Origin of the sequence: Minwuia sp. (assembly GCF_048007105.1) — a bacterium.
GTDB lineage: Bacteria > Pseudomonadota > Alphaproteobacteria > Minwuiales > Minwuiaceae > Minwuia.
Genome location: NZ_CP180352.1, coordinates 1,892,152 through 1,914,126, shown reverse-complemented (window position 1 = coordinate 1,914,126; position 21,975 = coordinate 1,892,152). Strand labels below are relative to the sequence as shown.

Below are 21,975 nucleotides of genomic sequence, written 5' to 3'. Positions count from 1 at the left end.
CGGGCTCCGGCCCGGAAGGAGAAGCCCGGTGGTCCGCCACCGGGCTTTTTCTTTATGCTGTGTCCGCAATCAGGGGAGTGAACCGCATGCGCGTCCTCATCGCGATGATGAAACACGAGACCAACACCTTCTCGCCGGTGGTGACCGACTGGGCGCGCTTTACCGGCTGGGGCAGCTTTCTGGGCGACGAGGCGCGGGCCAACTACGAGGGCACGGCGATGCCCTTCGGCGCCTATCTCGAGCTGGCCGAGGCGCGCGGCTGCGAGATCGTCACCCCCGTGGCCGCCGAGGCGATGCCGTCCGGCAAGGTCGAGGAGGAAGCCTACGAGATCATGGCCGGCGCCATTCTGGACGCGGTCCGGGAAGGCTGCGATGCGGCGCTGCTGGACCTGCACGGCGCCATGGTGGCCGAGCACGATTTCGACGGCGAGGGTCTGCTGCTGGAACGCATCCGCCAGATCGATCCGGATCTGCCCATCGCGGTGACCTGCGACCTGCACTGCAATCTGACGGCCCGCATGGTCGAGAACTGCACCGCCCTGATCGGCTACAAGACCTATCCCCATGTCGACATGTACGAGGTCGGCAAGCAGATCGGGCAGGTCCTGTTCGACGCGCTGGACGGCAAGGTCACCCCGGTGCAGCGCTGGGCCAACCTGCCCCTGCTCAGCCAGACCCTGCGCCAGGGTACCGACGACGAACCGATGAAGACCCTGATCGCCATGTGCCGGGAGGCCGAGAAACGCCCCGGCGTGCTGGCTGCTACGGTCTTCGGCGGCTTCGCGCTGGCCGACATGCCCGACAGCGGCACCTCGGTCATCATCGTCACCGACAACGACCCGGCGCTGGCCGAGGAAATCCGCAACGAGATCCTGGAGGCCGCCTGGAAGGCGAAGGACGAGTTCATCTACCGGCACCACCCGCTGGAGGAGGCCGTCGCCGAAGCGAAGGAGATGGAACAGGACAGCCCCATCATCCTGCTCGACCACGCCGACAATGTGGGCTCCGGCGCGACGCAGGACGTCATGACCGTGATCGCCGAGGTCCTGCGCCAGGGTCTGGAGGATGTCGCCGTCGCCGCGGTCTACGATCCGGAAGCGGTCCAGGCAATGCAGAAGGCCGGGATCGGCAACACCGTCACGCTGAAGCTCGGCGGGAAGTCGGACATGCCGTCGATCGACCGCGAGGGCGCACCGCTGGAAATCACCGGCAAGGTGAAGACGCTCACCGACGGCGAATGGATCTGCCGCGGCCCGATGTATACCGGCGTTACCGTGCGCATGGGGCCGACGGCGGTCCTCGACACCGGCAAGATGCAGATCGTCATTGTCAGCCAGCATCACGAACCCTGGGACACGGGCGTCTTCACCTCGGTCGGCATCCAGCCCGAGTACAAGAAGTACCTGCTGCTGAAATCCCGCATCCACTACCGCGCTGGCTTCGCGCCCATCGCCAGGGGCCGCCACATCACCCTGGACGGCGTTGGCGTCACGACGTCGGACAACACCCTGCTCGACTATCAGAATGTCCGGCGGCCGATCTATCCGCTGGACCTGATCAACGAGCGGTGACCGAGGGCGCGTTCGAGGGCCGGATCGTCATCCTGCGGCACCCCGCCTGGCAGCGACTGGCGGAGCGGGCGGCCCGGATCGTGACGCAGCATCTGCCGGGCGAGCCGATGACAGCGCATCAGCGCATGGGCCGGGGCGTCTATCTGGAGGCGGTCGCCAGGATCCGCGACGACGTGAAGGCCGACCGCCATATCCGGGCGCATTTCCGGGAGGGGCTCACCGCCGCTGGACTCGACCCGACGGGCACATTCCGCGACCGCCTCATCCTGCGCGCCCAGCCGCCATCCGGCGTGCATGCGGCCCGCGAGACGGCGCATCTGCCCGCGCACCGCGACAACTGGGGATCGGGCATCGCGCAGCAGCTGAACTGGTGGATGCCGGTCTTTCCCGTGGAACAGGACCGGACGCTCTGGCTCTTCCCGGCCCTGTTCCGGGAGCCCGTGGCCAATGACAGCCGGGCGTGGAATTTCGACGAGGTGCTGGCGCAGACGAAGGCAGGACTGGTCGAACTGACCACGCCCAAGGCCGATGCGGCGCCCGATCCGGAACTGGCGGAACCGCTGCTGCTGGAGCCCGGCGAGATGGCCGTCTTCTCCGGATCGCAGCTGCACCAGAGCGCCCCGAACGCCGGCCCCCTCGCCCGCTTCAACTTCGAGACCCGGACGGTGTCGCTGGATCACATCGACCGCCGTCTCGGTGCGCCCAATGTGGACGGCGCGCCACAAGGGCCGCACTGGCGCTGGTTCCGGCACGTCGACACCAGCGAACGCATGGACCGGGTGATGTCCGGCAGCGGACTCGGCCTGTAGCGCTGAAGGGGTTGCATGCCGGCCCGGCGCGCCGAAAATCCGGATGCCCGGCCTGCCCGGGCATGACAAGGTGGCGCAGCATTCGACGGGGAGAGGCAGATGATCGACACGGGACTGAAACAGAAGATCTTCGACGAGGTGGACAGGGGCTTCGACGATCAGGTCGCCTTCACCCAGGACCTCGTCCGCTTCCCCTCCCAGCGCGGGCAGGAGCACACCGCGCAGGACTTCCTCTACAAGGCCTTCGCCGACCGCGGTCTCGCCATGGACCGCTGGTCCATCGATGTCGGCGAGATCGAGGATCATCCGGGATTCTCGCCGGTCACTGTGAACTACGACAACGCGGTCAACGTGGTCGGCACCCACCGACCGAAGGCCGAGAAGGGCCGCAGCCTGATCCTGAACGGCCATGTCGATGTCGTGCCCGTCGGCCCGCTCGACATGTGGACCACCCCGCCTTACGAGCCGCGCGTCGAGGGCGACTGGCTCTATGGCCGCGGCTCGGGCGACATGAAGGCCGGCATCGCCGCCAACCTGTACGCGATGGACGCGCTGCGCCGCGCCGGCGTGCAGCCGGCCTCCAGCGTCTACATGCAGTCGGTGACCGAGGAGGAATGCACCGGCAATGGCGCACTCTCCTGCCTGGTTCGCGGTTACCACGCCGACGCCGTGCTGATCACCGAGCCGACGCATGACTGCCTCGTCCGCGCCAATGTGGGCGTGCTGTGGTTCCAGGTCGAACTGCGCGGCCGGCCTGCCCATGTGCTGGAGAGCTCCATCGGCTCCAACGCCATCGAGGCCGCCTACAAGCTGATCATGGGGCTGAAGGCGCTCGAGGCGGAGATGAATGCCGAGAAGGGCGAGCACCCGCATTTCGGCCACATGGAGAAGCCCATCACCATCAATGTCGGCAAGATCGCCGGCGGCGACTGGGCCTCTTCCGTGCCGGCATGGTGCCGCTTCGATGTCCGCGCCGGCATCTATCCCGGCACCTCTGTCGAGGAAGCCAAGCGCCGGGTCGAGAACGCCATCCGCGGCGCGGCGCTGGACGATCCGTATCTGTCGAACCATCCGCCGACCGCGACCTACAACGGCTTTACCGCCGAGGGTTACACGCTGCCGCCGGGCACCGACGCCGAGAAGTGCCTCGCCGAGGCGCATGGCGAAGTGGCGAAGGCCGAACTGCAGGACACAACGACACCGGCCTATCTCGATGCCCGCGTGGCCATGCTCTATGACGATACGCCCGCGCTGGTCTACGGCCCGGTCTCCGAGCACATTCACGGTTTCGACGAGCGCGTGAGCCTCAAATCGACGCGTCAGGTCACCAAGACCGTGGCGCTGTTCATGGCCGAGTGGTGCGGCGTGGAGCCGGTCTGACACACCCTGTCATGCCCGCCTTGTGCGGGCATCCGGTCGAATCATCAATTCGCGGCTCAGCCGCACCGGACCCCCGCATGAAGCGGGGGTGACACGCTTGGGCGGGTCGGACAGTCTTCAGCGATCAGATCCTTGGGGAGGGAACAGAGATGTCAGGAAAACTCGACGGAAAGGTCGCGCTGGTCACCGGCGCGGGCCGCGGTATCGGACGGTCGGTCGCGCTGAAGCTGGCGGCGGAGGGCGCGGCGGTGTTCGTCAACGATCTCGACGCCGAGCCGATGGAGGAAGCCATCGCGGCAATCTCGGCAGCGGGCGGCAAGGCCGCCGGTCTCGCCGGCTCGGTGACCGCGAAGGGTGTCGCAGACGATCTGGTGCACGGCGCCATCGACGGCCTGGGCGGCCTCGACATCATCGTCAACAATGCCGGCTACATCTGGAACACCACGGTCCAGAACCAGACGGACGAGCAGATCGACGCCATGCTGGATGTCCACGCCGCCGCGCCGATCAAGATCCTGCGCGCCGCGGCGCCCCACTTCCGGGCGCGCCACAGGGAAGAAGGCGGCGCGGTCTGCCGCAAGGTCGTGAACATCTCGTCCATGGCGTCCGTCTTCGGCATGTCCGGCGGCGTCTCCTATGCGGCCGGCAAGGGCGCGCAGCAGGGCATCACCACCGCCATGGCGCGCGAATGGGGCCGCTACAACATCACTGTGAACGCCATCGCCTTCGGCTACATCGACACCCGCCTTACGCAGCGCTTCGACGAAGGCGGTCACGCGACCATCCATGTCGACGGCAAGGACCACAAGGTCGGCTTTCCGGACGGCATGCAGCAGGACCTGCTGAAGCTGATCCCGCTCGGCCGCATGGGCAGTCCCGACGACGCGGCCAACGGCGTCTATCTCTTCTGCGCGCCCGAGAGCGACTACATCACCGGCCAGATCATGGTGGTCGGCGGCGGCCTGACGACCGGCTGATCCGCCAGAAACTCCGGGACGGAAGCGGAATGATTCCGCTTGACGGTCAGTGACTTCAAATCTAGAAGTCACTTTATTCAGAAATTGAAGTGACCCGATGGCCAAGTCCGACCTGTCCCGACGCACCTGCACCGTCGCCCGCACCGCCGAGATCATCGGAGACAGCTGGTCCCAGATGATCATCCACGAGATGTTCCTGGGCACCCGGCGCTTCGACGGCATGCAGCGGCTCACCGGCGCCTCGCCGCACCTGATCAGCGTCCGGCTGAAGCGGCTGGAGGCCGAGGGGATTGTCCGGAAGGAGGCCTACTCCACCCGCCCGCTCCGCCATGAATACCGCCTCACCGAGAAGGGACGCGATCTCTGGCCGGTGATCATCGCCATGAAGAACTGGGGTGACCGCTGGATGGAGACGCCCGACGCGACGCCGATAACGCTGACCCACACCGAATGCGGCCACGAGACCCGGCCCTATCTGGTCTGCTCGGCGTGTGAAGCGCCCATCGGCGCGGTGACCACCCGCGCCACCATTTCCGACGAGATGCAGGCCGAGCGCCGCTCGGTCCTGAACGACTGACAACCGGGCCCAAGGCCCGACCGCGCACAAGGGGGAAACGACCATGAAGACGCGCATCACCGAACTGTTCGGCATCGAACACCCGATCATCCAGGGCGGCATGCATTATGTCGGCTTCGCCGAACTGGCTGCCGCCGTATCGAATGCCGGCGGCCTCGGCATCATCACCGGTCTGACCCAGAAGACGCCGAAGGACCTCGCAAACGAGATCGCCAAGTGCCGGTCGATGACCGACAAGCCCTTCGGCGTGAACCTGACCTTCCTGCCGACGGTCACCGCCCCGGATTATCCGGGCTATATCGACGCCATCATCCAGGGCGGCGTGAAGATCGTCGAGACCGCGGGCCGCAACCCGCAGGAGCACCTGCCGCGCCTGAAGGAAGCCGGGGTCAAGATCATCCACAAGTGCACCTCGGTCCGGCACTCGCTGAAGGCCGAGGCCATCGGCTGCGACGCGGTCTCGGTCGACGGCTTCGAATGCGGCGGCCATCCGGGCGAGGACGATGTGCCGAACATGATCCTGCTACCGCGCGCGGCCGAGGAGTTGAAGATCCCCTTTGTCGCTTCCGGCGGCATGGCCGATGCCCGCAGTCTCGTCGCCGCGCTGGCGATGGGCGCCGAGGGCATGAACATGGGCACCCGCTTCATCGCCACGAAGGAAGCGCCGGTGCATGAGAATGTGAAGAAGGCCATCGTCGCGGCTTCGGAACTCGACACGCGTCTGGTCATGCGGCCGCTGCGCAATACCGAGCGGGTGCTGAACAACGCCGCCACCGAGAAGGTACTCGCGACCGAGCGCGAAAAGGGCGCGGACCTGCAGTTCCAGGACATCCTGCAGGAGGTTGCCGGTGTCTATCCGAAGATCATGCTGGAAGGCCAGATGGATGTCGGCGTCTGGTCCTGCGGCATGGTCGCCGGCCTGATCCACGACATTCCGACCTGCAAGGAACTGATCGACCGCATCATGTCGGAAGCCGACGCCATCATCGCCAGGCGCCTGGAAGGCATGCGCGCGGCCTGATCCCCGCCTGCCGCCCTCGGGTCGCCGCCGCCCGGGCGGTTGAACCCGCAGGTCGCCGGGTCAGCCCCGGGACCGGCAGGAATGAGCAGTCGAGAACTCCCGACTGGCAACCTTTCAATCCCGTCACCCCGGCCTTGAGCCGGGGTCCGGAGCGGCTTCGCCGCAAGTTGATGATTCTCCGGATGCCGGATCAGGTCCGGCATGACGTAAGTACACTATGCCGTCGTCGCCAACCGCTCCGCCCTGAGGTTCTTGCGGCGGACCTTCCCGGCGTCGTCGCGGAGCGGGCCGTCGGCGGTGAACTCGAAGCTGCGCGGGATCTTGTAGCGGACCAGCCGTTCGGCGAGGAAGGCCTTCAGTTCCTCCTCGTCGATCCCGCCCGGCGCATCGACGATGGCATGGACGCGGTTGCCGAGATCGTCGTCCGGCAGACCGATGACGACGCAGGAGCGGACCCCCGGGAACAGCTCGATCGCGGCCTCGACCTCGGCGGGGTAGATGTTCGCGCCGCCGGCAAGGATCATGTCGGCCAGCCGGTCGGTGAGGTAGAGATAGCCCTCCTCATCGACATAACCCAGATCGCCGAGGCTCTCCCAGCCGCCTTCGATCGCCTTCGATTCCGCCCCGAGATAGCGGTAGGTCGAACCGGGCCCGTTGTCGGGCAGGAAGAAGACCTCGCCGACCTCGCCCGGCGCCGCCTCGGTGCCGTCGTCGCGCACGATCTTCATCGAGGAGCCCGGCATCAGCCGCCCGACGGAGCCCTTGTGGGCCATCCATTCCTCGCCGGTGATCCAGGTGACGCCGGTGCCCTCGGTGCCGCCCATCAGTTCGTAGATCCGGTTCGGTCCGAGCCAGTTGATCCACTCCTCCTTCAGCCAGGGCGGGCACGGCGCGGCGAGATGAAGCATCACCCGCAGGCTGGAGAGGTCATAGCTGTTCCGAACCGCCTCGGGCAGCCGCCAGATCCGGTGCATCATGGTCGGCACCATCATCATCCAGTCGATCCTGTGATCCTGGATCAGGCGCAGGCAATCCTCTGCGTCGAAGCGGTCGGCGACCACGACATGGTTGCGCTTCAGCATGGCCTGGATGGCGAAGATGAAGGGGCCGTTGTGATAAAGCGGACCGACCACGAGGTGGTTCCGGTCGTTCTCCATCAGCAGCCACGAATTGTCGGAGACGCCGAGGATCGACGTCTCGAAATCGTAGACCGGCGGGCTGGCGGCGACGATCAGCTTGGGCCGGCCGGTGGAGCCGCCGGAGGTCGGCGCCTTCCAGCTGTCGGCCACTATATCGTCCAGATCGCTGTCGTCAGCCGATTCCGGTTCGTAGCCCGCGGGCAGGACAGGGCAGCCATTGGGCGACGGATCCTTCGACCCCACAACAAGCTGGGATTCCGCGACCTCCACGATGGCGTCGCGTTCGAACTTCGGCAGACGCGCCGAGACAGGCTGCGGGATTCCGCCCGCCTTCCAGGCCGCCCAGGTCGCGGCGAAGAACTCCCACCCGTTGGGGAGCGCGATCGTGACCATGCCGTTGCGCCTGACGCCAAGTTTCCGGTAGTCGCGCGCCAGCCGGTTGGTGAAGCGGTGGAAGTCGGCGACGGTCCAGGTGCGGTCGTTGTGGGTGATCATCACCCGGTCGGGCTGAACCCTTGCCCAGAGCGCGAGATTCCGCGCGAACGAAAGCTCAGTCATCCGTCTCCTCCCCCCTCAGCAGCTCTTCGAGACGCAGGACCGGAAGATCCTGATCCGACGGCGCGCCCATGCCGATATCGACGTAGGCGTAGTAGTCGGGCAGCTGCGTCTGGAGCTGATTATGAGGAGGGTCATAGGGGCGCAGACGGTCCTGACGCCAGAAAAATGTGAACAGCTGAACCGGTTGGCTGTCCTGCTTTGCGCGCACGGGAAGCGTCAGTCCCTCGAAGGGCAGTTCCGCCCCGGACGGATAGACATGCAGGAAGCGGAAATAGCAGCCGCAGGGAACGGAGGCGCAGGACCAGAGACGGAGAGCGCGGATGGGACGGACCTCGGGCGACGTCAGATCCAGTGGACTGAGGCCCGTCGGCCGCTCGTTCGCGGCCGCCTCCAGATCGGTACCGGTCACCCGAAAGATCATGCTCTCCGGGCCGGCGACGTCGATCACGGTTATCTGCGGCAGCAGCTTGGAGATCTCCTCGATCCGCAACTCGTGCCGTGACGGCATGTCGTTCTGGCCCGAGGCGACCCGCCACGCCAGCCAGCGGCGGGCGAAACGGCTGGCCCTGCGCGAGAGGGTGGGGAGTTCGGAGGACGTTCTGTCGTCCTTGATATTCTTCATGTGCCTGATTTCCGGTTTACCCAAGGTAAGCTGATGCTACCGAACGGGAAGCGCAAGCCCTCGAAATCACATGGTTCCACTTTTCGATGAACCCGTGACGGCGGCGCGCCCGGACGACGGGTGCGCGCGATAGAACAGGCAGAGATCGTTGACGGGACAGGTGCCGCAGCCGGGCGACCGCGACCGGCAGACGGTCTTCCCGAAGTTCAGCAGCCAGAAATGCCCGTCGCGCAGGGACCAGTCCGGCGCCCGGTCCTCCAGCGATCTGGCCGTCTGCGCTTCCGTCTTGCCGCGCGCCAGACCTGTACGGTTGCAGACCCGATGGATGTGGGTGTCCACGGCGATGACATCGTGGCCGTAGGCGAAACTCATGACGATATCCGCGCATTTCCGCCCCACGCCGGGCAGGCTCATCAGCTCCTCGCGTGTCTCCGGCACCTTGCCGTCATGCTCGTCGAGCAGCGCCCGGCACATCTTCTTCAGGTTACGGGTCTTCACATTGTAGAGGCCGCAGGGCCGGATGGCCGTGGCGATGACGACGTCGTCCAGCGCCAGGATGGTCCGCGGCGTCCGCGCGAGGCGGAACAGCGCCTGCGTCGCCCTGGCGGTGTTACGGTCGAGGCTCTGTGCCGACAGCATGCAACTCACGACGGAGCGGAAGGGGTTCGGCTGTCGCTTGGCACCCTTGGCGCGGTCGGAACGGCCGGGAAAGCGGGTGGAAAGCCTGCGGAACAGGTCTTCGGTCTCGGAGGCGTCGAGCAGGGCATCGGTCATGCCGGACCTTACGCCCGAAATCTGCAATCGGTGCATGTCTCACGCCAAATCTTCTCATGCGAGCCGATTTCATTAGCGCGCTAATAATATGCGCATGAGCGCGAAAAGTGCCGACCTTCGGGAGGAATTCACGGTTTCGCTTGTCCAGCTGGCGCGGCGTTGGCGCTGGCGTCTGGACAAGCGCCTGGAAACGCTTGGCCTGACCCAGGCCAGATGGGCCGTGCTGCTGCAGATCAGCCGGATCGGCGAAGCGCCATCCCAACGTCAGCTGGCGGAATTCGTCGGCATCGAAGGGGCGACGCTTGTCCATATCCTCAACTCGCTGCAGCACCAGAAGCTGATCGAACGGCGGCCCGACCCGTCCGACCGGCGGGCCAAGACCGTGCATCTGACCGCCAGGGCCCACGATCTGATCGCCGACATCCAGACCATCGCCCATGGCCTGCGCATCGAACTCACCGAGGGGCTGAGCGAACAGCAGCTCCAGGACAGCATCGCCGTTTTCCATCATATCGACAGCCGGTTGAGCCGGATGGCCGAAACGGAGGCCGTGCGATGACCGACGCACCCACGGAAGAGAAGAAGCTGCCACCCCGGAGATCGCGAAGCCGGCGTCTGGCGCGCTACGTCGTGCCGCTGATCGCGCTCGTCATCATCGGCTACTTCGTGCAGGACTGGGTGATCCGCCGCCAGACCCACGTCTACATCATCGATTCCCGCATCGCCTCCGACATGATCACCGTTGGTGCACAGGAAGGCGGGCTGATCGTCGATCTCACTGTCGGCACGGGCGATGCCGTGCAGCGCGGCAACATCATGGTGCGGATGGACCGGCGGGCGCTGGCGCAGGAGGTCCGCGAGACCGAGGCCGAGATTACCCGGGTCACGGCGGAGAAATCGCGCGTCGGCGCCGAGATCCGTCTGGAGGAAGCGAAGACCGGTACCGCCGAGAACTCGGCTCGCGCCCGTATCTCGGTCGCCGACGCCGCGCGAAAGTCCGTCGAGGCCCTGCTGACCCAGGCGCGTCAGGACCGCAAGCGGGCCGAGGACCTGTTCCGGCGGAAGGTGATCTCCTCCCAGTCGCTCGAGGATGCGCGTGCCAGGGAAGCCGATCTGGAGGCCCGGTCGCTGCAGGCCCGCGCCGGGATCGTGGAAGCCTCCGCCGAACTGGACGAGGCGAAGGCCGCGCGTGACAGCGCGACGGTTCTGCGCGAACAGCTGACCGTGCTGGACGCCGAGCGCGAGGCGCTGGAGGCGCGGCTGGAGCAATTGAAGACGCGGCTGTCGGACCGCGACGTGCCAAGCCTGATCGACGGCGTCATCGACCAGACCTTCATCGAGATCGGTGAATATGTCCGGCCCGGGCAGCGCCTGCTGATGATGCACGACCCCGGCAATGTCTGGGTCGCCGCCAACGTCAAGGAAACCGAACTGCACCGCTTCGACGTCGGCAGCGTCGCGAAGATCAAGGTCGATGCCTTTCCGGGCCGCGACATGACAGGCACCGTTACATGGATCGCCCCGGCCGCGACCAGCCAGTTCGCCCTGCTGCCCAATCCCAACCCATCGGGCAACTTCACCAAGGTGACCCAGCGCGTGCCCGTGCGGATCGATCTCGACGGCGACCTGACCGGGCTGCGCCCCGGCATGATGGTGGAAGTCGCCATCGACGTGTTCGACTGGTAGCGGCGAATGGCGGACAGCGTCGAGGTCCTGTTCCGCCGCTACGGTCCCGGATACCGGTGGCTGGCGCTGGTGGCGGCGATGATCGCGACCATGTCCGCGGTGCTCTCGGCCACCATCGTCAACGTCGCCATTCCCGACATCATGGGCGCCTTCGGCATCGACCAGATCACGGCGCAGTGGCTGTCCAGCGGCTTCCTCGCCGCGATGACCGCAACCATGCTGCTGATCGACTGGGCGACGAAGACCATCGGCCAGCGCGCGACCATGAACATCGCGCTGGGGCTGTTCCTGGCCGGCGGCCTGCTGGGCGGCCTCGCGGAAAACTCGGACGCCGTGATCCTGTCGCGGCTGATGCAGGGCGCCTCGGCCGGCGTCATCCAGCCGCTCGCCATGATCGTGGTCTTCCAGGTCTTCCCGCCCGAACGCCGCGGCTTCGCCATGGGCATCTACGGCCTCGGCGTGGTCATGGCGCCCGGCACCTCCCCCTTCCTGGGCGGCCTGCTGGTGGACGGGTTCGGCTGGCGCTACACCTTCTACATCGCCGTACCGATGGGCGTGCTGGGCCTGATCCTGAGCCAGCTCTTCGTCCCGTCGGGCGCGCTGAGCCGGGAGCGGCCGAGGTTCGACTGGTTCGGCTACGGCATGCTTCTGATCTTCCTGGTCAGCCTGATGACCGCCTTCGCCGACGGCCAGGAACTCGGGTGGAGCAGCCTTTCGGTTACCGGCAGGTTCCTCATCGCAGCCAGCGCCTTCGCACTTTTCATCTTCTGGGAGCGTCGATGTCCGGCGCCTCTGATGGATCTGACCGTGTTCCTGAAGCCAGGATTTCCGGGCGCGGTGGTGGTCAGCATCATCCTAGGCGCAGGTCTGTTCGGCTCCACTTACCTGATCCCGCTGTTCGCCCAGACCGTGCAGAACCTGACGCCCACGCTGTCCGGCCTGCTGCTGCTGCCGGCCGGCCTCTCGATGATGTTCATCACCACCTTTTCGGGCCGGATGGCCGACCGCTTCGAACCCGGCATGGTCGTCGGATTCGGGCTGGTGATGTTCGCCGTCTCCTTCTTCCTGATGTCTTTCGCCGACCCGGACACCGCCTTCATCACCCTGGCGTTCTACATCCTGATCAGCCGCGCCGGCATGGGCTTCATCTTCCCTTCGCTCAGCGCGGGATCGGTCCGCCTGTTGCCGATGACCCATCTGGCCCAGGGCTCGTCGATCATGAACTTCACCCGCCAGCTCGGCGGCGCATTCGGCGTGAACATCCTCGCGGTACTTCTGGACAGGCAGATCACCAACAACACCGATCATGTTGCCGCAACGCAGACGGCGGCGAACCACACCAGCGAGGCCTATGTCCGCATCATCGCCGAGATGGCCGAACGGGGCGGACTGACCGACATCCAGGCCGAGGCCGTGGCCTACTCGCACCTCGCCAAAGCGCTGCAGACCGAGGCCGCCAGCTTCGGTTTCCAGACCTCGTTCTTCTATGGCTCCATCGCCTTCCTTGTCTCCGTCGTCGGTGCCGTCATGATGGTCCGGGGCGCGCGCAAGCGGAAACGGCTGGAGGCCATGGCGTGAAGGAACTGACATTCGGCGTTGAACCGGTGGACGGCGCGCCATCGACCATCGAAGCACAGCTCAACGGGCTGGTCATGGCCGGCTGGACCGGTCGTGACGAGGCGGCCCTTTGGCACCACATCGAGGAACTGAAGGAACTCGGCGTGAAGCCGCCCGCGTCGGTGCCTGTCTTCTATCCGCTCTCTCCGGACCGCGTGACGCTGGGCGACCTGATCCATGTCTCGGGTGAAGGCAACAGCGGCGAGGTCGAGTATTTCCTGCTGAAGCATCGGGGCGAGACCTTCGTCGGCTGCGGTTCCGACCACACGGACCGTGACCTCGAATCCGTTTCGGTGACGCTGTCGAAGCAGATCTGCGACAAGCCCGTCGCCGGCACGCTGTGGCGCTACGAGGACGTGGCCCCGCACTGGGACCGGCTGCAGCTATCAGCCTGGTGCGATTTCGGCAATGGCGAGGAGCTCTACCAGCAATCGACGCTGGACCAGATGCGCGAGCCGGCAGACCTGCTCGCCCGTGGCTACGCGAACGGGGAGCTAACTGAAGGCGGCGTCATGTTCGGGGGCGCGCCGGGCGCCATCGGCGGCATCCGCCCCGCGGCAAGCTTCCGGATGGAACTGCACGATCCGGTGCTGGGCCGCAGCCTCGGTCACGCCTACCGGATCGAGACCCTGGCAATGCCGGGATAGTCTGGAAGATCAGTCGGCGGCTTCCCGCGGCGGCTCGGCGAAGGGCTCCAGATTGACCCGGTTCCGGCCGTCTGTCTTGGCCTGATAGAGCGCGGCATCGGCGCGGCCGACGAGCGAGGCAGGCAATTCGCCGGTACGGTACTGGGAGACGCCGAAGGACATGGTCACCCGGGCAATCTCCTCGCCCGTGCTCTTGCGCACGATCCGCTTCGACGAGATTGCCTGACGCACGTTCTCGGCGACCCGGCGGCCGCCTTCCAGATCGGTCTCGGGCAGGATAAGCGCAAACTCCTCGCCGCCGTAACGGCAGGGCACGTCACGCCCCTTCAGCCCGTCATGCAGCACGCCGCCGACGAGCCGCAGCACCTGGTCGCCCAGCTGGTGGCCATAGGTGTCGTTGAAGCGCTTGAAGTGGTCGATATCGCACATGACCAGGGTCAGACTGTCGCCGCTGGCAGCCGCGTTCTCGCAATGGCGCTGCAACGAGCGGTCGAAGCCGGCCCGATTGGTCAGGCCGGTCAGAACGTCAGTCAGCGCTTCCTTGCGGGATTCGGCCAGCTTGTCCTGCAGGTTCGAAATCTCGTTTGCCGACTGCTTCAGATCCTGCTCCAGTTGCTCGGACTTGACCCGCATCTGGCGCGTGGCGACGAGCATCTGGGCGACCAGCGTCTTGATGGCGACACCGCCCTCGATCGAGCCCAGCCCATTCTCCAGCCCGTCCAGCGCGCTGCCGAACTGCCCGACATCGTCGCCGGCATTCGCGACCTGCTGGCAGACCTGCATGATCTCGTCCTGCATCGCCTCCCCGGTCTCGGTCAGCATGCGGAACTGCCGGTCCTCACCGTAGTGGCTGAACAGCAGATCCTCGGCGGTGCGGCGAAAAACCTCGGGCGTTTCGTCGGAAACTTCACGCAACGTGCTGCAGACAACGGGGTCGCGTTCCGAGGCGTAGTCATAGAACAGGCGGAAGAAGTCTGGCGTGGAGTTGATGTCGTAGCTCTCGATGAGCTGGATCGCGGTGTCGGCGTAGCGGCGTGCGTCGTTCTTGTTGTCGAGTTCGTAGAGCATCAACGGGTTTCCGGTGCAGCCGCGGGGCCGGGACACGCGCATGGGTCCCATGCACAGCTTGCGCTGCGATGTGTTGCCATTCGGTAAAGGAAACCTGAACGGTGCTTCGACCGGGCCGTCAGACGCCCAGATAGCGGTGCGCGATCTCCGGGTCGGCGGCAAGCTCGGCGGACGTGCCGCTCCAGACCACTCGGCCCTTCTCGATCATGGTGTGGCGGTCTGCGAGCCGGGTCAGCGCGGCGATGTTCTTGTCGACCACAAGAATCGCCTGACCCTCGGCCTTCAGCTTGTCGAGAATCGACCAGATCTCGGCCCGGATCAGCGGCGCCAGACCTTCGGTCGCCTCGTCCAGTAGCAGCAGTTTCGGGTTCGTCATCAGCGCCCGCGCGATGGCCAGCATCTGCTGTTCGCCGCCGGAGAGCTGGTTGCCCATGTTGCGCGCGCGCTCGCTCAGCCGTGGAAAGGCCTCCAGGACGTTATCGAGGTTCCAGCGTGGCGGGCCGTCGGAGCGATTGCCAGCGGTGGCCACCAGGTTCTCGCGCACCGACAGGTTCGGAAAGATCTGGCGGCCTTCCGGCACCAGACCGAGGCCGAGCTTGGCGATGGCGTAGGACGGCAGGCCGGCGATCTCCCTGCCTTCGAAGCGCACGGAGCCGCTGCGGGGCTTGGTCAGGCCCATGATGGAACGGATGGTCGTCGTCTTGCCCATGCCGTTTCGGCCCATCAGAGTGACAACCTCGCCGGCGCCGACCTTCAGCGCCATGCCGAAGAGCACCTGACTCTGGCCATAGGCCGTATCGAGGCCCTCGACCTCAAGCATCCTGATCGTCTCCCAGATAGGCCGCCCGGACCTGGGGATCGTTGCGGATATCGTCGGGGGCGCCGGTGGCGATGGCGCCGCCATAGACCAGCACGGTGATCCGGTCGGCCAGCGCGAAGACGGCATCCATGTCGTGTTCGACCAGCAGGATGGTGAGGTCGCCCTTCAGCCCCTGAAGGATGCCGACCATGCGCTGGCTGTCCTCCGGCCCCATGCCGGCCATCGGTTCGTCGAGCAGCAGGACCGACGGGCCCGTCGCCAGAGCCATCGCGATCTCCAGCTGCCGCTGCTCGCCATGCGACAGGCTGGCCGCCACGACATCCACGCGGTCGGACAGTCCGACCTTGTCCAGCACCTCGCGCGCCGGCTCCGTCAGTTCCCTCTCCTTCGCCGCCGGACGCCAGAAACGGAAGCTGTGGCCGGCATGCGCCTGGACCGCCAGCGCCACGTTCTCCAGCGCCGTGAAGTCCTGCAGGATGTTGGTGATCTGGAACGAGCGCGCCAGTCCAATGGCCGAGCGCCGGTGCACCGCCATGGCGGTGATGTCGCGGCCGCCGAACAGGATGCGTCCCTCGTCGGGCTTGATCTCTCCGGTGAGTTGCCCGATCAGCGTCGTCTTTCCGGCGCCGTTCGGACCGATGATCGCGTGGATCTCGCCGGTATGGACATCCATCGTCAGGTGGTCGGTCGCCACAAGGCCACCGAAACGCTTGACCAGGTTCTCGATCTTCAGCGCTGCCTCAGCCACGGCCGCCGATCCTCCCCGTGATCAGACCGGCGATCCCGCCGCGCGCGAACAGCACGACCAGGATCAGCAGCGGGCCGAACCAGAGACGCCAGAGCTGGAAGAAGGCCGAGAGCAGTTCCTCGATCAGCAGGAACGCCAGCGCCCCATAGACCGGTCCGAACAGGGTGCCCATGCCGCCGAGGACGACCATGATGATCAGGTCGCCCGAACGGGTCCAGTGCATCATGTCGGGGCTGACGAACTCGGTCAGGTTGGCCATCAGGAAGCCGGACAGGCCGCAGATCATCCCGGACACGGCGAAGGCCGTGAGGCGGTAGCGGTAGGTCGGAAAGCCGATGGCCTTCATGCGGCGGTCGTTCGACTTCGCCCCCCGGATAACCATGCCGAAACGCGCGTTCACGAACCGCCAGGTCAGCAGCACGCAGCCCGCCAGCGCCACCCAGGCCACATAGTAGAGGTCGGTGTCGTCGCCCAGCGTCGCGCCCCCGCCGAAGGTCGGCATCTCGTAGAGCGAGAGCCCGTCATCGCCGCCATAGACGTCCAGCCCGACGAAGACGAAATAGACCATCTGCGCGAAGGCCAGCGTGATCATGATGAAGTAGACGCCGCGCGTCCTGAGGCAGATCGCGCCGATCACGGTGGCGGCGACGCCCGAGATCACGATGGCGGCCGCGAGGTGGATCCAGCCATTGTTCATCCATTCGACGCCATCGTCGAAATAGTGGTGAAAGCCGATGCCGACGACATAGGCGCCGATGCCGACATAGGCCGCGTGGCCGAAGCTCACCATGCCGCCATAGCCGAGCACCAGGTTCAGGCCCACCGCGCCGACGCCCACGACCAGCGTCCGCGCGACCAGGGTCACCCAGAAGGGTTCGTCCGCCATCTCGGCGACGGTCGGCAGCGCCAGCAGGACCGCGAAGACCAGCGCGCCGACGATCCATTCGATCCGCTGCATCAGCCTGACCTCGGCGGGAACAGGCCCTCGGGCCGGAAGGCGAGGATCACCGCCATCAGCAGGTAGCTCATCATCGAGGAGATCGAGGGCGCAGCGGTATCGGCGGTGAGCTGATCAAGGAACAGCGACAGGATCTCCGGCAGGAAGGCGCGGCCGACCGTGTCGATCAGGCCGACGATCAGCGCCGCGACGAAGGCGCCGCGGATCGAGCCGATGCCGCCGATGACGATGACAACGAAGGCCAGGATCAGGATCTCGTTGCCCATGCCGATCTGCACGGTGAGGATCGGGCCGGCCATCAGACCGGCCAGCCCGGCCATCGCGGCGCCGAGCCCGAAGATGAGCGTGAACAGCATGCGGATGTTCACGCCCAGCGCGCCGATCATCTCCCGGTTGGAGGCGCCGGCGCGGATCAGCATGCCGATCCTCGTTTTTGCGACCAGCACATAGAGAAAGGCAGCGACCGACAGACCGACGATGATGATGGCGAGTCGGTAGGTCGGGTAGATCACGCCTGGCAGGATCTCGAAGCTGGTGCGCAGAAAGTCCGGCAGCGAAATGGTCATGCCGGCCGGACCCCACGCCAGCTGCACGAAATCGTCGGCGAACAGGATCAGGCCGAATGTCGCCAGCACCTGATCGAGGTGATCCCGGTCGTAGAGCGTTCGAAGCGCGATCATCTCGACCGCCATGCCGACGATCATGGTCGCCGGCAGGGTGAGCAGGGCCGCCACCACGAAGGAGCCGGTCAGCTCCGTCAGGGACGCCGCGATGAAGGCGCCGATCATGTAGAGCGAACCGTGCGCCAGGTTCACCAGATCCATGATGCCGAAGACCAGCGTCAGTCCGGCAGCGAGCAGGAACAGCAGCAGACCCAGCTGCACGCCGTTCAGCATCTGCTCGATGAGGAGGATCCAGTTCATCGGGGCCCGTCTGTCAGGAAGAAAGACGGCCCCGGGCCGGAACCCGGAGCCGTCCGGTCAGGATCGCGATGCGATCACTTCATCGGGCATTCGGCGGCGTACGGATCCTGATGGTTCTCGAACACCGTCTGCACGGTCTTGACCGTGTATTCGCCCGCGTCGTTCTTGTAGGTCTCGCGCAGGTAGAAGTTCTGGATCGGGAAGTTGTTGTTCCCGTAGGTGTACTTGCCACGGACCGACGCGTAGTCGGCCTTCTTCATCGCCGCGCGGATGCCGTCCTTGTTCGACAGATCGCCGTTGACGGCCTCGACCGCCGACTTGATCAGCATGATCGTGTCGTAGGACTGAGCAGCGTAGAAGGACGGGAAGCGGCCGAACTTCGCCTTGTAGTCGGCGACGAACTTCTTGTTGGCCTCGTTGTCCAGGTCCGGATTCCACTGCTGCGTCGCCAGGCTGCCAACCGCCAGGTCACCCAGCAGCGGCATGGAGATGGCGTCCACGGCAAACACCGAATAGAGCGGGATGACGCCCTTCAGGCCGGCCTGCTCGTACTGGGTGAAGAACTGCACGCCCGCCTTGCCCGGATAGAAGATGAACACGGCTTCGGCGCCCGACGCGCGGGCCTTTGCCAGTTCGGCGGAGAAGTCCAGCTGGCCCGGCCACTTGGTCAGGTCCTTGCCGACGATCTCGCCCTTGTAGGTGCGTTCGACGCCCGCGACCATGTTCTTACCGGCAGCGTAGTTCGGCGCCATGATGTAGAGCGACTTCACGCCGCGCTGGTTCAGCACCTCGCCCATCGCCATCGGGGTCTGGTCGTTCTGCCAGGAGGTCGAGAAGAAGTCCTCGTGGCAGAGCTTGCCGGCGATCTGCGACGGCCCGGCATTCGACGAGATGAGGAACGGACCCTTGCCGACGACCGACTTGTAGGAAGCCAGCAGCACGTTCGACCAGATGAAGCCGCCGACAAAGTCGACATTGTCGGAATTGACCAGCTTCTCGGTCTTCTGCTTGCCGATCTCCGGCTTGAAGCCGTCATCCTCGTAGATCACGTTGACGGCCTTGCCGGCCATCTTGCCGCCGATGTGCTCGACCGCCAGATCGACCGCATCCGTCATGTCGCGGCCGATGACGGCCGGACCGACGGTCAGCGTGGTCACGAAGCCGATGTCCACCGTGTTCTCGTCCGCCTGTACGGCGGTGCCGAGCATGGCCACGCCCGCGGCCATGGTAAGTGCGCGTTTCAGCATGTTTGCGAAGCCTCCCTTTGTTCGCTTTCGCCTCAAACCTGTCTCGCAGGAGGTTATATCCTCCTTCGGCGCCGATGACGACGCCGCTTCATCCGGCATTCCAGCCGTTTCCTCTCGGTCGTACCAGAGCGCCGATGAACATGCAATATCATGCATCTTTCATGGGCGATCCGGATACCACGTGCATGATAATACTGATGCCAACAATCAGAGCCGGGGGTCGTCGGCAGTGGAATGATCGGTTGGTCCGGGCGTCGCCGCCATCACGGTAACGCCGACCGGCGTCTCGAAGCGGTGCCAGACGCCGGCGGGCACGACGATGAACTGTCCGGCAGTGAGCGTGTGGCGCTCGCCATCGCCCTCGGTCAGCAGCGTCATCGTGGTCTCGCCTTCCAGAACCTGCACCAGTTCGTCGCCGTTCGGGTGCCGCTCCCACGAGGAATGGCCCTGCCAGCGGCCGGCGAAGATCTCCGCGTTATTGATCCGGCCCAGCCGGGCGAATGCCTCGCCGGCCTCGTCCTCGTTATCAGGCGTCCGGCCCTTGAAGAAGACCCTGTCCCGGATCGCCTCGGCGACGTCGACCTTGTTGAGCATCAGACTGCCGCTCCCTCTCTTAGCGCCCTGACCGGCTCCGGCAGGGGCATGTCCAGTTCAACCGCGTTCGAGGGCGGCCCGGCATTGCCGTGCGCGTCGAAGGCGCGGACAAAGTAGGTATAGCGGCAGCCGCCCAGGACCACCCGGTCGGCGTGCTTGTTCGACTTCACCGCCTCGGCGACGGTCGCGGGCCCACCATCCTCGGAGCGGTAGACGTCATAGCCGACGACGCCAGGCACGGCGGTCCAGGTGAGGCGGACCTGGCCGCCATCGGCTTCCGCGGTCAGCCCGGCGCCATCCGCCGGCCACTGCGGCGCTTCACGGTCCGGGTCGTCGGCCGGCGCCTGCCGCGCGCCCTTGGGCCAGAGGAAGCAGTGCACTTCCCGGAAATTCTCGTCGAGCTGCTTGCAGACATTGCAGTAGATGCAGCGGACGATCTGGTCCGGCCGGTTCTCGCGCACCTTCTTCGGCCAGTCCGGATCGGCCAGCAGTTGCCGCGCCATGCCGATCAGGTCCGCCTTGCCCTCCTGCAGGAGGCGCTCTGCGTCCGCCGGGTCGGCGATCTTGCCGACCGACATGACCGGAACGGCGTAGCCCTTCTCGTTGATGAACTGCTTGATGCCCGCCGCCAGGTGGACATGCGGCAGCGGCGGATACCAGTTGCCGGGCATGCAGCGGTCGCCGGAGTAGCCTGTATATGGATAGAGCGGATGCCCCTCCCGGTGCACGGCATCCTCGAACTTGCCGCCGACCGAGAGCGAGATGTAGTCGACGCCGGCCTGCGCCATGCGCAGCGCGATCCGCTTGGCCTCGTCCAGCGTGTAGCCGTCCTTGATGGCTTCCTCGGCCAGGAAGCGGATGCCGACCGGCCAGTCATGGCCGACGCGCTTGCGGACTTCGGCCATAACCCGTCCGAACATCGCCAACCGCCCCTCCAGCGTGCGCCCCGAATAGGCGTCCTTGCGGGCATTGCGGCGGCTGAGAAAGGACGCGAGCGTGTAGGCATGCGCCGAGTGGAGCTCGACACCGTCATAGCCGGCCTCCCGCGCCCGGAGCGCCGCCATCCCGAAATCGTGGATGATGCTCTCGATGTCCTTCTCCGACAGATCCTCGATCCGCTGCCGCCAGCCCGAGCGGGCTACCTTCATGAAATGAATGATCTGCGGCACGACCCGACTGTCCGAGGTCGCGTGGATGGTCTCCGCGAGACGGCGGTGGCCGGGCAGGAATTCGTCGTCGCCGATCCGCAGCAAAGGGCCGGACTTGGCGCTGTGGACCGCCGTCGCCTCGACGACGATGAGCCCGACCTCGCCCTCGGCATAGCGGCGGTAGCGGTCGACGATGTCGTCATTGATGAAGCCGTCCTCGCCTGAAAGCCGCGTCACCATCGCCGGCACCGCCACCCGGTTGGGCAGCACCATCCCGTTGATGTCGAGCGGCTCGAGGAGTTTCACCTATGCGCTCTCCCCGCCGTCGATGGCGATGACCTGGCCGTTGACCGATCGCGCCGCGTCGCTGGCGAGCCAGAGAGCGCAGTCGGCGATCTCGTCCACCTCGATAAGGCGCTTCTGCGGGTTGAACTTCACCAGTTCGGCCCGCGCCTCCTCTTCCGAGCGGCCGGTCTTCTCGACGATGTTGCGGATGGTCTCGACGGTCATCGGCGTCTCGATGAAGCCCGGGCAAATGGCGTTCACCGTGATTGCCTTCCCCGCCAGCTCCAGCGCCAGCGCGCGGGTGAGCCCGACGACGGCATGCTTGGAGGCGACATAGCCCGCGACATAGGCGTAGCCCTTCAGACCCGCGGTCGAGGCGATGTTGATGATCCGGCCGCCGCCATTCTTGCCCATCGGCCCCGCGGCCTCCCGGCTGCAGAGGAAGGGCCCGCGCGCATTCACCGCCAGCATCTGGTCGAAATGATCCGTGGTCATGCGGCCCAGCGGCGCGGAGCCGGAAATTCCGGCATTGTTGACCAGTACGGTGACCGGTCCGCGCGCCGCCGTCGCTGCATCGAAGAGCGCCTTCACCGCGTCCTCGTCGGCAACGTCGCCGGCGAACTGCCCGGCATCGTCGCTCTCGCCCAGCTCGGCCATCGCTTCGGCCAGCCGCGCCTTGTTGCGCCCCGTGATGGTGACCCGCGCTCCCTGAGCCAGGAAGCGGCGGGCGATCTCCAGGCCGACGCCCTGGGCGCCGCCGGTGATCAGAACATGCTGCGTATCCATTGCTTCAAGCTTAAAGCATC

Annotated in this window: 22 protein-coding genes; 10 read left to right on the top strand and 12 right to left on the bottom strand. The window is 65.9% G+C overall.

What is annotated here, in order from left to right; genetic code table 11:
• Nucleotides 1-86 precede the first annotated feature (86 nt).
• From ACMVY4_RS09250 to ACMVY4_RS09225, 6 genes are all read left to right on the top strand, one after another.
• The gene (locus ACMVY4_RS09250) at nucleotides 87-1,571 is read left to right on the top strand and encodes a M81 family metallopeptidase (RefSeq protein ID WP_416899873.1); all 1,485 of its coding nucleotides are present in this window, start codon (nucleotides 87-89) and stop codon (nucleotides 1,569-1,571) included.
• On the top strand, nucleotides 1,568-2,380 hold the full coding sequence (locus tag ACMVY4_RS09245) for a hypothetical protein (RefSeq protein WP_416899872.1): 813 nt from the start codon (nucleotides 1,568-1,570) through the stop codon (nucleotides 2,378-2,380). Before ACMVY4_RS09250 ends, ACMVY4_RS09245 begins: the two co-directional genes overlap by 4 nt.
• Nucleotides 2,381-2,479: 99 nt before the next feature.
• On the top strand, nucleotides 2,480-3,760 hold the full coding sequence (locus ACMVY4_RS09240; RefSeq protein ID WP_416899871.1) for an ArgE/DapE family deacylase: 1,281 nt from the start codon (nucleotides 2,480-2,482) through the stop codon (nucleotides 3,758-3,760).
• Between the two features lie 149 nt (nucleotides 3,761-3,909).
• The gene (locus ACMVY4_RS09235; protein ID WP_416899870.1) at nucleotides 3,910-4,737 is read left to right on the top strand and encodes an SDR family NAD(P)-dependent oxidoreductase; all 828 of its coding nucleotides are present in this window, start codon (nucleotides 3,910-3,912) and stop codon (nucleotides 4,735-4,737) included.
• Between the two features lie 97 nt (nucleotides 4,738-4,834).
• The gene (locus tag ACMVY4_RS09230) at nucleotides 4,835-5,314 is read left to right on the top strand and encodes a winged helix-turn-helix transcriptional regulator (RefSeq protein ID WP_416899869.1); all 480 of its coding nucleotides are present in this window, start codon (nucleotides 4,835-4,837) and stop codon (nucleotides 5,312-5,314) included.
• Nucleotides 5,315-5,357: 43 nt separating this feature from the next.
• Nucleotides 5,358-6,335 carry an NAD(P)H-dependent flavin oxidoreductase gene (locus ACMVY4_RS09225; protein ID WP_416899868.1) on the top strand — a complete coding sequence of 326 codons (978 nt, stop codon included), beginning with the start codon at nucleotides 5,358-5,360 and terminating at the stop codon, nucleotides 6,333-6,335.
• Nucleotides 6,336-6,550: 215 nt separating this feature from the next.
• Here the strand turns inward: ACMVY4_RS09225 and ACMVY4_RS09220 are convergent, their stop codons facing one another.
• The 3 genes from ACMVY4_RS09220 to ACMVY4_RS09210 all read right to left on the bottom strand — a co-directional run bounded on the left by ACMVY4_RS09220 (nucleotide 6,551) and on the right by ACMVY4_RS09210 (nucleotide 9,428).
• Nucleotides 6,551-8,032, bottom strand: a complete 1,482-nt coding sequence (locus tag ACMVY4_RS09220; protein ID WP_416899867.1) for an AMP-binding protein — start codon at nucleotides 8,030-8,032, stop codon at nucleotides 6,551-6,553.
• Nucleotides 8,025-8,654, bottom strand: coding sequence for a hypothetical protein (locus tag ACMVY4_RS09215; protein WP_416899866.1), 630 nt, complete (start codon nucleotides 8,652-8,654; stop codon nucleotides 8,025-8,027). The genes ACMVY4_RS09220 and ACMVY4_RS09215 overlap by 8 nt, the downstream gene beginning before the upstream one ends.
• A gap of 66 nt (nucleotides 8,655-8,720) precedes the next feature.
• Nucleotides 8,721-9,428 (bottom strand): endonuclease III domain-containing protein, encoded by a 708-nt coding sequence (locus tag ACMVY4_RS09210; RefSeq protein WP_416899865.1) that lies wholly within the window; start codon nucleotides 9,426-9,428, stop codon nucleotides 8,721-8,723.
• Nucleotides 9,429-9,522: 94 nt separating this feature from the next.
• Here ACMVY4_RS09210 and ACMVY4_RS09205 point away from each other — a divergent pair, with 94 nt between their 5' ends.
• The 4 genes from ACMVY4_RS09205 to ACMVY4_RS09190 are packed head-to-tail and all read left to right on the top strand — an operon-like array spanning nucleotide 9,523 to nucleotide 13,378.
• Complete coding sequence (locus ACMVY4_RS09205; RefSeq protein WP_416899864.1) at nucleotides 9,523-9,987, top strand: MarR family transcriptional regulator; 465 nt, start codon at nucleotides 9,523-9,525, stop codon at nucleotides 9,985-9,987.
• Nucleotides 9,984-11,114 (top strand): HlyD family secretion protein, encoded by a 1,131-nt coding sequence (locus tag ACMVY4_RS09200; RefSeq protein ID WP_416899863.1) that lies wholly within the window; start codon nucleotides 9,984-9,986, stop codon nucleotides 11,112-11,114. The genes ACMVY4_RS09205 and ACMVY4_RS09200 overlap by 4 nt, the downstream gene beginning before the upstream one ends.
• Nucleotides 11,115-11,120: 6 nt before the next feature.
• Nucleotides 11,121-12,692, top strand: a complete 1,572-nt coding sequence (locus ACMVY4_RS09195; RefSeq protein WP_416899862.1) for a DHA2 family efflux MFS transporter permease subunit — start codon at nucleotides 11,121-11,123, stop codon at nucleotides 12,690-12,692.
• Nucleotides 12,689-13,378 (top strand): DUF2848 domain-containing protein, encoded by a 690-nt coding sequence (locus ACMVY4_RS09190; RefSeq protein WP_416899861.1) that lies wholly within the window; start codon nucleotides 12,689-12,691, stop codon nucleotides 13,376-13,378. The genes ACMVY4_RS09195 and ACMVY4_RS09190 overlap by 4 nt, the downstream gene beginning before the upstream one ends.
• Before the next feature lie 9 nt (nucleotides 13,379-13,387).
• Here the strand turns inward: ACMVY4_RS09190 and ACMVY4_RS09185 are convergent, their stop codons facing one another.
• The 9 genes from ACMVY4_RS09185 to ACMVY4_RS09145 all read right to left on the bottom strand — a co-directional run bounded on the left by ACMVY4_RS09185 (nucleotide 13,388) and on the right by ACMVY4_RS09145 (nucleotide 21,955).
• The gene (locus tag ACMVY4_RS09185; protein WP_416899860.1) at nucleotides 13,388-14,482 is read right to left on the bottom strand and encodes a GGDEF domain-containing protein; all 1,095 of its coding nucleotides are present in this window, start codon (nucleotides 14,480-14,482) and stop codon (nucleotides 13,388-13,390) included.
• 82 nt (nucleotides 14,483-14,564) lie between these two features.
• Nucleotides 14,565-15,266: an ABC transporter ATP-binding protein gene (locus ACMVY4_RS09180; RefSeq protein ID WP_416899859.1), complete on the bottom strand. Its 702-nt coding sequence runs from the start codon at nucleotides 15,264-15,266 to the stop codon at nucleotides 14,565-14,567.
• Nucleotides 15,259-16,014 carry an ABC transporter ATP-binding protein gene (locus tag ACMVY4_RS09175; protein ID WP_416899858.1) on the bottom strand — a complete coding sequence of 252 codons (756 nt, stop codon included), beginning with the start codon at nucleotides 16,012-16,014 and terminating at the stop codon, nucleotides 15,259-15,261. The genes ACMVY4_RS09180 and ACMVY4_RS09175 overlap by 8 nt, the downstream gene beginning before the upstream one ends.
• Nucleotides 16,007-16,972 (bottom strand): branched-chain amino acid ABC transporter permease, encoded by a 966-nt coding sequence (locus ACMVY4_RS09170; RefSeq protein ID WP_416899857.1) that lies wholly within the window; start codon nucleotides 16,970-16,972, stop codon nucleotides 16,007-16,009. The genes ACMVY4_RS09175 and ACMVY4_RS09170 overlap by 8 nt, the downstream gene beginning before the upstream one ends.
• Complete coding sequence (locus tag ACMVY4_RS09165) at nucleotides 16,972-17,895, bottom strand: branched-chain amino acid ABC transporter permease (RefSeq protein WP_416899856.1); 924 nt, start codon at nucleotides 17,893-17,895, stop codon at nucleotides 16,972-16,974. Before ACMVY4_RS09165 ends, ACMVY4_RS09170 begins: the two co-directional genes overlap by 1 nt.
• Nucleotides 17,896-17,969: 74 nt before the next feature.
• Nucleotides 17,970-19,139 carry an ABC transporter substrate-binding protein gene (locus ACMVY4_RS09160; RefSeq protein WP_416900285.1) on the bottom strand — a complete coding sequence of 390 codons (1,170 nt, stop codon included), beginning with the start codon at nucleotides 19,137-19,139 and terminating at the stop codon, nucleotides 17,970-17,972.
• A 210-nt stretch (nucleotides 19,140-19,349) separates the two neighbouring features.
• On the bottom strand, nucleotides 19,350-19,736 hold the full coding sequence (locus ACMVY4_RS09155; RefSeq protein ID WP_416899855.1) for a cupin domain-containing protein: 387 nt from the start codon (nucleotides 19,734-19,736) through the stop codon (nucleotides 19,350-19,352).
• Nucleotides 19,736-21,190 (bottom strand): NADH:flavin oxidoreductase, encoded by a 1,455-nt coding sequence (locus ACMVY4_RS09150; protein ID WP_416899854.1) that lies wholly within the window; start codon nucleotides 21,188-21,190, stop codon nucleotides 19,736-19,738. Before ACMVY4_RS09150 ends, ACMVY4_RS09155 begins: the two co-directional genes overlap by 1 nt.
• A complete protein-coding gene (locus tag ACMVY4_RS09145) occupies nucleotides 21,191-21,955 on the bottom strand; it encodes an SDR family NAD(P)-dependent oxidoreductase (protein ID WP_416899853.1) in 765 nt (254 codons plus the stop codon). It abuts the gene before it with no gap.
• Nucleotides 21,956-21,975 lie beyond the last annotated feature (20 nt).